This window comes from Kitasatospora sp. RG8 (assembly GCF_017813315.1).
Lineage (GTDB): Bacteria > Actinomycetota > Actinomycetes > Streptomycetales > Streptomycetaceae > Kitasatospora.
In genome coordinates this window covers 124,419-134,017 of record NZ_JAGIYX010000029.1, presented here as the reverse complement: position 1 = coordinate 134,017, position 9,599 = coordinate 124,419, and the positions used below count along the sequence as shown (strand labels likewise).

Sequence of the window (9,599 nt, the reverse complement as noted above, 5' to 3'; positions counted from 1 at the left end):
CGAGCGCCGCCCACGCCCCGGCCAGCCCGGCGACGGCCAGCCGCCGCCGGACCGCCGCCCGCACGGGCACGGCGCCGCGCCCACCCAGCCCGCTGCGCCCACCGCGCCCGTCCCGGCGACGCGGGTCGGGCGTCACGCCCGCACCGCCTCGCGCACCCGCGGATGGGCGATGTTCCGCTCCAGCAGCTCGGTGGACTCACGGACGCCGATCTGGCGGCTGTCCCCGGTCGGCGCCGGTAGCCGGCCGTCGGCCACCTTCAGCCCTGCCAGCGCCTCGTCCATGGCCCGATGCGCCGCGAACAGGCAGGGCGTGCTGTAGATGGCGACGTCCACTCCGAGGCCGGTCAGTTCCGAAAGCGACAGGCGCGGGGACTTGCCGCCGGCGATCTGGTTGAAGAGCAGCGGCTTGTCGCCCACGACCTTGCGGATGCGCCGGATCCACTCCTCGCTGCGCACGCCGTCCACGAGGACGACGTCCGCGTCGGTGGCCGCGAGCGCCTCGGCGCGGCGCAGGATGTCGTCCTCCTCGGTGGCGTCCGTCCGTGCCACGACCACCAGGTCGGTGCGGTTGGCGAGCACCTGGTCCAGCTTCTCCAGGTACTCCTCCAGCGGCAGCACCTGCTTGCCGTCGGCGTGGCCGCAGCGGCGCGGGCGCTTCTGGTCCTCCAGGATGACGCCGGAGGCGCCGATCCGCTCCAGCCTTCGCACGACGTGGCAGGCCACCTCGGGATCGACGTAGCCGTCGTCGATGTCGACCAGCAGGTGGTGCTGCGGAAAGGCGCCGCGCAGCCGCTCGACGAAGGCCACCATGTCCGGCCAGGCGATGAACCCGATGTCGGGCAGACCGTAGTAGGACGCGGCGAAGCCGAAGCCGGAGACGAACATGCCGTGGTAGTGCTCGGCCGCGATGGAGGCCGAGTACATGTCGTAGACGCCGATCAGCGGGGTCGTGCCCGGGGCGGCGATCTCCTCGCGGAGTCGCTGGCCGTGGCCCGACGCCGGGTTTCCGTGAAGCAAGACCTTCTCCTCACATCAAAGGGTGTGACTTTGCCTGGACTTGGCCATCCCTAGGGCCAATTGAGGCGTTATCACTATGCAATCTTTAATGTTCCGTGGGCAAATCTTTAAAGGAAGTTCCCTCGTGTGAGTGATGCGCCGTCTATTCATAGGAATGGCATATGAAAAAGCGGGCGAGGCGCCCCGCCGCTCGCCACCGGAAGGCCCGCCCGCAGGGCTCCGGGGGACCGCCCTGCAGGGCTCGGACCGGGCCGGTGGCCACCGGCCCGCAGGCGGCCGGACGGGCTCGTGCGCTCGCGGTGGAGGTGGGGAGCCGTCGGAGATGCAAGTCGAACAAATGCCCTGTCAGGACGGCGGGTCAGGTGCGAAGATCGCCTGCATGGCCCGGCCCCGATCCGAGGATCCGGCCCCGCTCGTGTTGCGTACGGACATGAGCGGCGACGCGGCGTGAGAGGGGGTGCGAGCGGTGATCGGGCCTGATGGCGCGCGTTCGGGTCGGCCCGGGGACGGGCGTACCCGGGGGACCACCGCTCCGCGGTCCGGGCAAGCCGCCACCTCGTCCTGACAAGGAGACTCCAAGGCATGAAGACGCCATCACCGCCGCCCGGAGCGGGCCGGACCGAAGGACCGTCCGTCCGGATCGGCGCTCTTGCTCCGTTGACCCGGCCCGGCTGGGTCGGAGCGGGGCAACACCTGCTGGCCGGCCTTGAGCTGGCCGTTCGCGACGTCAATGACAGCGGTGGGATCGTCGGACGACCGCTGGAGCTGGTCGTCCGGGACACCGCCGCCGATCCGCAGAGGGCCGCCCAGGCCGTGGACGAACTGGCCGGCCTGGGCGTGGCCGCCCTGGCGGGGGAGTACCACAGCGTCGTCGCTCGCGCCGTCGCCGCCAGGGCCGACGCCCTCGGCCTGCCGTTCCTCTGCTCGTCGGCGGTCCTCGACGCGCTCACCGAACAGCCGACGGAATGGGTCGCGCGCCTCTGCCCCGCGCAGTCCCACGGCTGGCGGATCTACGCCGACTTCCTCCTCGGCGCGGGCCACAGCCGGATCGCCGTAGCAGCCCAGCAGAGCGTCTACTGGGCATCCGGGACCCGCATCCTGCGGGACCACCTCGCTCCGCGCGGCGGCACCCTCATCGAACTCGACACGGGCGCGCTCGACCCCGCGGGCGTGTGCGAGGCACTCGTCGACCATCGTGCGACGGCCCTCCTCCTGCTGACCGGCCTCCCGGAGCCGGCGGTGTCGCTGGTCAGGTCCGTGCGCCGCGACCGGCGCCTCGCCGAGGTCGTGATCGGCGCTCCGGCAGGACAGCCGGAGTTCGCCGAGTGGGCGGCGCTGCTGGGTGACGACGGCTCGGCGATCCCGTTCCTGCGCTACCTGCCCGAGCGTCTCGGTCCACTCGGTGCACGGGTCGGGACGGCCCTGCGCGAGCGGCTGGGCGAGGCACCGTCCTTCGTCGCCTTCGAGGGTTACGACACGGTCGCCGTCCTCGCCGACGTACTGCGTTCTCACGGCACGGACCGGGCGCGCATCGCCGGGGCCTGGCCGCAGGTTGCGGTCGAGGGCACCCGCGGGCAGATCCGGTTCTCCCGCACACCGGGCAGCGGCGTCTGGCAGTGGGCCTGGTCGTCAGTCCAGGTCGTCGACCGGGATCCGGCGGACTCCGGTCGCTTCCGGATCCTTCACACCGGCTGAGCGGGCACGGGGTCCGACCGCCCTGAGCCGTCCGAGTCCGAGTCCGAGCCCGGGGGCGGCGGCGCCGAGCACGGCCGTCAGCAACGTCGAGAGCCGGCCGGTGCCGTCGTACTCCCGTGGTCGGACCCCGCCGTCGGACCCCCGCGGGCGGCGCCCTGGGGTCCGGACCGCCGGGAGGCCGTGGGGACGGCCGCCCGACCGTGCCGATCGCCGCCCGACCGGGCGCACGGCGTCGCGTCGAACCCGGAGTGCAGTCCTTGCTCCCGGTGCCGTCCGAAGGGGTGCACGGCTCAGCGCAACAGCATGAAGACCAGCGCGCAGACACCGCCGAGCGCCGTTCCGGCGAGCACCTGCGCCGGCGTGTGAGCCTTCAGGACCAGCCGGGACCAGCCCACCGCCACCGGCAGGGTCGCGGCCGCGGGCAGGACGGCCGGGCCGAAGGCCAGCCCCAGGATCATCGCCGTTCCCCCGGCCACCGCGTTGTGGAGCGAGATCTGCCACCAGACGGTGACGGCCAGCGCCGACAGCAGGCCGACGAGCATCGCGACGACCAGCGCACCGACGTCCGCGGGGGCGTGCAGCACGCGGAGCAGCGTCAGCCCCGCCACCACCGACAGCAGGCTCGCGGCCATCGGCACCACCCGTTGGCGGCGGATCCGGATGTGCTTGTCCGTCAGCGCGCCGCGTCGTACTCCGAGCGCGATCAGGCCGATCGGCACCACCCCGCAGAACAGCGCCGCCAGCAGGCCCCAGCCGGCCCCCGACCAGTTCGCGGTGCTGTGGGCGCCGACGAGCAGCAGCAGTGCGATGACCAGATTGGCGGGCGCCAGCACCTCGGTGACCAGCCGCGCGAGGCGCTCGCGCGGCGAGGCGGCGGCGAAGGCCGGCGGCTCCGGCGGGACGAAGGCGCTCACCGGCGCGGCTCGCGGCGGGTCGGCGGGGCGGGGGGAGCGGAGATCGGTCGGCGCACCGCGACAGCCTACCGATCCGCTCCGCCCGCCCCCGCCACCCGGCCCGGGGGAGCGGGCCGGCTCAGGCCGCCGCCCGGACCTGCTGCACGGCCCGGCGGCTTCGCAGCGCCCGCAGCGCCCGGCGGGCCGCGCGGGTGGCGACCGGCGGCAGCAGGTCCAGGGCGAGCCGGCGCGGGGCCGAGCGGCGCGCCGCCTCCGAGGCGGGCTTCGCCCGGTGGTTCAGCCGCAGTACCCGGGCGCCCGCGATGGTGTCCTCGTCCACCGTGTAGCCCTCGGCCCGCCAGTCCCGGGCGAGCAGGGTCCGCTGGGCGGCCTCGGCGTCGCCCCACGTTCCGTAGAACTTCATCGGGGTGAGCAGGACCGGCCGCAGTCCGCCGGTGAAGACCGCCTGCCAGACCGCGGCGGAGACACCCGGGGTGTGCTCCGAGCGGTAGTCGTCCAGCGCGACCAGCCCGTCCTCGGCCAGCGCCGCCCGGGCCACCGCGATGTCCCCGGCCACGTGCTCGTAGAGGTGCGAGGCGTCGATGTGGACGAAGCGGCAGCTGCCGTCCGGGATCCGGCCGTCCGCCAGCACCGACGTGGGGGCCTGCACGATCACCGGCAACCGGGCGTGGAACGCAAGGTAGTTGGCCTCGAAGGCCGTCCTGGTGAGGGTCTTGCGGTAGGACATCGCCATCTCGGCGGCGTTGTCGGCGTCACCCGCCTCGGAGTCGAACAGGTCGCAGACGGTCAGCTGCTCGCCCGGCCGGAGGTGGTCGCCGAGCAGAACGGCGCTGCGGCCGAGATAGGTGCCGAGTTCGAGGAGGTCGCCGCTGTGGCCGGCTTCGCTCTGCGCGGTGAGGAACCGCCCGAAGGCCTCCTGGTCGACCTTGAAGAACCAGCCGGGGATGGCGTCGCGGTTCGGACGTGCCGGTCGGGCGGTTTCGGTGTCGGCAACGGGCACGGCGGCCTCCAGGGGTGCGGGCATGGCCCGGCGCATGCGGTTCACCCCGCGGCGGTGCGCCGTGGTGTGAGGCGGATCATCATAGCCACGGTGCGGCGCTGTTGCGCCTGGTGCGGAAGGGGCAATTTGCCCCGGTGTACGACCGGTCTGCCGCTGCGGCGCGAGAGCCGTGACCGTGCCGGCGCCGGGTGCGGACCGGGGGCGCGGACCGGGGTGCGGACCCTGCCTGACCTGGCCCTCCGCCCTCAGGAGGCCGGCCCGCCCTCCAGCTCCGCGATGGTCTCGCTCAGCCAGGCCCGCTCGGCCGCCCCGGAGGCGCGCGCGACCAGCAGCATGCCGCGCCGGAACGGGTTCCGCTCCTGCTCGGCGGTGACGGGCCGGCCGTCGGCGTCGTAGAAGAAGCTGCTCGGCGTCTCCAGGAAGGCCAGCCGGCGCCGCAGCACGGCGGCCTGGCGGGCCGGGTCGGCGAGGCGGTCGAGGAAGGCCGCGACGGTGAAGAAGCGGATCTGGTCGGAGATCTCGGCCTCGGCCGGGTCGGCCAACCGGCGTTCCAGTTCGGCCCGGCCGTCGGCGGTCAGTTCCAGTACCTGGCGCGGCGCGGCGCCGCTGCCCGGCTCGCTGCGGCGCGCCAGCAGCCCCGCCTTCTCCAGTCGCGCGATGGCGGGGTAGAGCGCGCCGTCGCTGACCGGCCGGATGTGGCCGGTGAGGCCGGTGATCCGGGACTTCAACTCGTAGCCGTGCAGTGGCTCGTCGTGCAGGAAGCCGAGGATCGCGAGGGTCAGCACAGTCGAAGCCTTTCCGTCGTCGCACGCTCCGTGCGGGCGACACTTTACCTCTTGTCGAGGTGTATCGATTCGAGGTATCTCTATTCGAGGCAATGAGCGACGAACGATCCGAAAGACGGGGGACACCCATGCGAGGACACCTGCCGAGGCTGCTGGCACTGGCCGGACCGGTCTACGGCGAACTGCTCTCCGGGGTCATCGCCTCGGTCATCGGCACCGTCTGGGTGGCCGGCCTCGGCGGAGCCGCCGTCGCCGCCGTCACCCTGGCGGGCACCGTGGAGAACCTGCTGCTCGGCCTGGTGCTGGTGGTCTCCTCCGGCACCACCGTCCGGCTCTCGCGCGCCGTCGGCGCCGGCGATCCGGCGTCCGCGGGCCGCACCGAGCGGGCCGCCTGGCGACTCTGCGCCGCGGGCAGCCTCGCGATCGCCGTTCCCGGATTCCTGCTGCGGGAGGAGATCGCGGGCGCCTTCCTGGACGGCCCCGCCGCGGGCCTGGCCGCGGACTGGTTCACGGTGGCCTTCCCCGCCTTCGGGCTCTTCTTCGCCCAGCGCGTCGCCGACGAGCTCTTCAAGGGCCGCGGCGACACCCGCACCCCGATGCGGATGGCCCTGCTCTCCAACGGCCTGCTGCTCGTCCTGGATCCGCTGCTGATCCTCGGCCCCGGCCCGCTCCCGGCGCTCGGCGTGACCGGTGGGGCGCTCGCCCTGGCCCTCTCGCGCGCCATCGCCCTCGCCGTGACCCTGCTCCTGCGGCGGGGCCGCCGGCTGCCGGCGTCACGCGGCGGGCTCGGCGGGGACGCCCGTCGGATCATCGCGGCCGGGGCCTCGTTCGGGCTCGACTTCACCGCCCGGATGGGTGTCGGCACGGTGCAGCTCGGCCTGGTCGCCGCGTTCGGTGTCCCGGCGGTCGCCGGCTACGGCGTCGGGTACCGCGTGCTGCTGATCGTCACCATGGCGTTCTACGCCGTCCGGCAGGCCGCCGCCATCGAGGCCGCCCGGCTCACCGGCGCGGGCGACACCGCCGCGCTGCGCGGCCTCGGCCAGGACGCCGCCCGCCTGGCCGGCGGCCTCGGCGCGGGTGCGGCGGTCCTCTGCGCGGTCCTGGCCGGACCGGTCACCGCGCTGTTCACGGACGACCCGGCGGTGGCCGGGCAGTCCGTCGGGTTCCTGCGGATGGCCGGCCTCTACCTGCTCCCGTACGCGCTGGTGGTCGCCCTCGGCGGTGTCCACCAGGCCACCGGCGCCGGCCGCCGCCTGGTCGCCGCCGTCCTCCTCGGCCTCGCCCTCCAGCTCGCGGCCGGCGCCGCCCTCTCCGGTCCGCTCGGCGTGAACGGACTCTGGGCCGGCATGACGGTGGGCGCGCTGGCGCAGCTCGGGCTGATGCGGCTGCTGATCGGGCGGGGGAGGCGGGGCCACGAGGTGGCACCGCCGACGGCGACGGCGACGATGGCGGACACGGATCAGCGCCTCGACCAGGTGCGTTCCGCGTAGGAGCGCGCGGCGACGAGCAGGCCGATGCCCCAGACCAGGAACTGCGGTATTCCGTAGACGACGATCCACGGGCTGAAGATCGCGTCCGCGGAGTCGAACTGCCTCACCGTCACGACGGCGGCGAAGGCGGTGTAGAGCAGCAGGAAGGCCGACAGTGCGTGGGCCGCGGCCGCCAGCGTCCGGCGCGGGACCGGCCGCTCCGCGACGAGCGGCACCCAGGCCGGGAAGGCCAGCCCCCACGGCCGCACCAGGCTCAGCGCGAGGGCGCCCGCCAGCACGGCCATCGCGCACAGCACGAACAGGTAGGGCCCGCCGCCCTCGGCGTACCAGGCGCGGAACTTCTCCTCGTTGCTCCAGAGCGGGACGCCCAGCGCCCAGATGGCGTGCAGCGGTACGAAGCCGAGCGTCGCGGAGAGTGCCGACGCGTAGGCGGCCCTGACGGCCCGCCGGGGCGGGCGCGGAATCCCGGTGGCTCCCGCCCCGGGGCGCGGCATCGCGAGTGCGGACATGGCGGGGACCTCCCGGGTGGGGACCTTGGGTGAACGGTTCCAACGGTTCCAGGAACCCGAATGCCGTGCATCAGGCGCCGGGCTGACGTCAGGTCACACCTGTGGGGGGTGCGGTTCCCGTTCCCTCCCCCGGTGGGGGGACGAGCCCGTCCCCCCACCGGGGCCCGGCCCTACTCCGCGGTCGAAGGTGCGGTCGAGGGCGCGGTCGAGGGCGCGGCCGAGGGGGTCGGAGCGGCGCCGGCCACCGCCCCCGTCCCCGGAAGCCGTCCGGCGAGCACGGCCCCCAGCGCGGCGACGCCCGAGAGGGCCAGCAGTGCCGGGCCCGTGGCCTCGGCCAGCGGCCGCCCGGCGGTGAGGGTGGTCGCGGCGGCCACGCCCAGGGCGGGTCCGATGTTCATCGCGGTCTGCTGGAGGCCGCCGGCCACGCCCGCGTCGGCGACCGAGGCGCTGCGGACGAGCACGGCGGTGGCGGTGACCATCACCGTCCCGAACCCGGTGCCCAGCAGCAGGAAGGCGGCGCCGATCGTGAGCGCACCCGAGGAGTGGTCGAACCGGGAGGCCAGTGCCGCGCCGACGGCGATCAGAACCATGCCCGACGCGACGGTGCGGCGCGCTCCGTGGCGGCGCAGCAGGACGGCGGAGGCAGGGGCGGCGAGCACCATCGTGACGGCCAGCGGCAGCCCCCGGAGCGCGCTCTGCAACGGGTCCAGGGAGAGCACGTCCTGGAGGAAGTACGTCGCGAGGAACAACGTCCCGAAGATCGCCGCCGAGGCCGCCAGCAGCACCCCGAGCGCGGGCCCGACCGTGGCCGACCGGAGCACGCGCGGCGGAAGCAACGGGTGTGCCGTGCGCCGTTCGCGCCGGACGAAGGCGACGCCGAGCAGGACGGCACCGAGCAGCCCGAGTACGGTCGTCGCCGTCCACCCGTGTTCGGGGACGCCGACGAGGGTGTGCACCAGGCAGACCAGCGCCGCCGCGAGCAGTGCCGCGCCGGGCAGGTCCAGGCCGGCGGCGCGGTCGCCGGGCGGCTGCGGAAGCCGCACGGCCAGGGCCAGCAGGCCGGCGGCCACGGCGGGTGCGACGGTGAGGAGGAAGACGGCCCGCCAGCCGAGGTGGGCGGTGAGGGCGCCGCCGACCAGCGGGCCGGCCGCGGCCGCCAGCCCGATCGCGCTCGTGCGCAGCGCGATCGGCATGGCCAGCCGGTCGGCGGGATAAGCGGCCCGCAGCATGCCGAGGGTGGCGGGCTGAAGCAGTGCTCCCGCCACGCCCTGGACGGTTCGCAGAGCGACGACCCAGCCGGTGCCGGGCGCCACGGCGATCCCGGCCGAGGCCGCGGCGAACCCCAACACGCCGATGGAGAAGACCCGTTGGTGTCCGTAGCGGTCGCCGAGCCGCCCGGCGAAGACCAGCAGGCTCGCCACCGCGATGAGGTAACCGGTGCTGGTCCACTGCACCGCGGCGAAGGAGGCGTGCAGGTCGCGCTGCATGCTGGGCTGGGCGACGGTGAGCACCGTGCCGTCGAGGGCGACGATCGCCGCGCCGGTGATGCTCCCGGCGAGGGTCAGGCGTTGGTGGGTGGCGGGGTTCACCGCGGCTCGGGCCCGAGGTGGGCGGCCAGGGTCACCGTCAGCAGCGGGCCGATGTCGTCGGTGCCGGTGGCGAGTTGGAGGCTGCCCCAGGCCCGCAGCTGGGCGAGGCCGTGCAGGTTGGCCCAGAGCGCGCCGGCGACCGCGGCGGGCTGGGCGCCGGAAGGCGGGCGCACCTCGGCGACCAGCCGGGCGAAGGTCTCGAACAGAGGCAGGGAGGTCTTCCGTAGGCCCGTTCCGCTGCCCTCCAGCAGATCATGACGGAACATCAGCTCGAACATGCCGGGGTTGGCGGCCGCGTAGTCGAGATAGCCACGGGAGAGCGCGGCGAGGCGGGCGCGGGGAGCGTCCCCCGCGGTGGCGTCGGCGGCGGCGACCGCCGCACCCAACTCCTGGAACCCGTGCCGGGCGATGGCCGACAGCAGCTCGACGTGGGTCGCGAAGTGGCGGCGGGGTGCGCCGTGCGAGACGCCGGCCTGGCGGGCGATCTCGCGCAGGGTGAGCGCGTGGACGCCTTCGCGGGTGACCAGTTCGACCCCGGCGGTCACCAGCCGGGCGCGCAGGCCCGTGTCGTGATCATTCATGGACACTGTCTACCAGTCG

Annotated in this window: 9 protein-coding genes; 2 read left to right on the top strand and 7 right to left on the bottom strand. The window is 74.5% G+C overall.

The annotated features are described in order from the left end of the window. Positions 1-132: 132 nt before the first annotated feature. A complete protein-coding gene (locus J5Y04_RS32825) occupies positions 133-1,017 on the bottom strand; it encodes an oxaloacetate decarboxylase (RefSeq protein WP_209416048.1) in 885 nt (294 codons plus the stop codon). A gap of 582 nt (positions 1,018-1,599) precedes the next feature. Between J5Y04_RS32825 and J5Y04_RS32820 the strand changes: the two genes are divergently transcribed. After that, on the top strand, positions 1,600-2,712 hold the full coding sequence (locus J5Y04_RS32820) for an ABC transporter substrate-binding protein (RefSeq protein ID WP_209416047.1): 1,113 nt from the start codon (positions 1,600-1,602) through the stop codon (positions 2,710-2,712). A gap of 290 nt (positions 2,713-3,002) precedes the next feature. Here the strand turns inward: J5Y04_RS32820 and J5Y04_RS32815 are convergent, their stop codons facing one another. From J5Y04_RS32815 to J5Y04_RS32805, 3 genes are all read right to left on the bottom strand, one after another. Further along, a complete protein-coding gene (locus tag J5Y04_RS32815) occupies positions 3,003-3,626 on the bottom strand; it encodes a phosphatase PAP2 family protein (RefSeq protein WP_209416046.1) in 624 nt (207 codons plus the stop codon). 118 nt (positions 3,627-3,744) lie between these two features. After that, the gene (locus J5Y04_RS32810; RefSeq protein WP_209416045.1) at positions 3,745-4,650 is read right to left on the bottom strand and encodes a class I SAM-dependent methyltransferase; all 906 of its coding nucleotides are present in this window, start codon (positions 4,648-4,650) and stop codon (positions 3,745-3,747) included. A 221-nt stretch (positions 4,651-4,871) separates the two neighbouring features. Beyond that, complete coding sequence (locus tag J5Y04_RS32805; RefSeq protein WP_209416044.1) at positions 4,872-5,411, bottom strand: PadR family transcriptional regulator; 540 nt, start codon at positions 5,409-5,411, stop codon at positions 4,872-4,874. Between the two features lie 128 nt (positions 5,412-5,539). Here J5Y04_RS32805 and J5Y04_RS32800 point away from each other — a divergent pair, with 128 nt between their 5' ends. Further along, entirely contained in the window at positions 5,540-6,901 is a 1,362-nt protein-coding gene (locus tag J5Y04_RS32800; RefSeq protein ID WP_209416043.1) for an MATE family efflux transporter, read from the top strand. Here the strand turns inward: J5Y04_RS32800 and J5Y04_RS32795 are convergent. From J5Y04_RS32795 to J5Y04_RS32785, 3 genes are all read right to left on the bottom strand, one after another. After that, positions 6,871-7,410: a hypothetical protein gene (locus J5Y04_RS32795; RefSeq protein ID WP_209416042.1), complete on the bottom strand. Its 540-nt coding sequence runs from the start codon at positions 7,408-7,410 to the stop codon at positions 6,871-6,873. The genes J5Y04_RS32800 and J5Y04_RS32795 overlap by 31 nt on opposite strands. Positions 7,411-7,580: 170 nt before the next feature. After that, positions 7,581-8,999 carry an MFS transporter gene (locus tag J5Y04_RS32790; RefSeq protein ID WP_209416041.1) on the bottom strand — a complete coding sequence of 473 codons (1,419 nt, stop codon included), beginning with the start codon at positions 8,997-8,999 and terminating at the stop codon, positions 7,581-7,583. After that, complete coding sequence (locus tag J5Y04_RS32785; RefSeq protein WP_209416040.1) at positions 8,996-9,580, bottom strand: TetR/AcrR family transcriptional regulator; 585 nt, start codon at positions 9,578-9,580, stop codon at positions 8,996-8,998. Before J5Y04_RS32785 ends, J5Y04_RS32790 begins: the two co-directional genes overlap by 4 nt. Positions 9,581-9,599: the final 19 nt, after the last annotated feature.

Excerpts from the sequence above, each read along its gene's own strand:
- J5Y04_RS32820 (WP_209416047.1), top strand. The coding sequence starts at position 1,600 with ATGAAGACGCCATCACCGCCGCCCGGAGCGGGCCGGACCGAAGGACCG.
- J5Y04_RS32810 (WP_209416045.1), bottom strand. The coding sequence starts at position 4,650 with ATGCCCGCACCCCTGGAGGCCGCCGTGCCCGTTGCCGACACCGAAACC.
- J5Y04_RS32800 (WP_209416043.1), top strand. The coding sequence starts at position 5,540 with ATGCGAGGACACCTGCCGAGGCTGCTGGCACTGGCCGGACCGGTCTAC.
- J5Y04_RS32795 (WP_209416042.1), bottom strand. The coding sequence starts at position 7,410 with ATGTCCGCACTCGCGATGCCGCGCCCCGGGGCGGGAGCCACCGGGATT.
- J5Y04_RS32785 (WP_209416040.1), bottom strand. The coding sequence starts at position 9,580 with ATGAATGATCACGACACGGGCCTGCGCGCCCGGCTGGTGACCGCCGGG.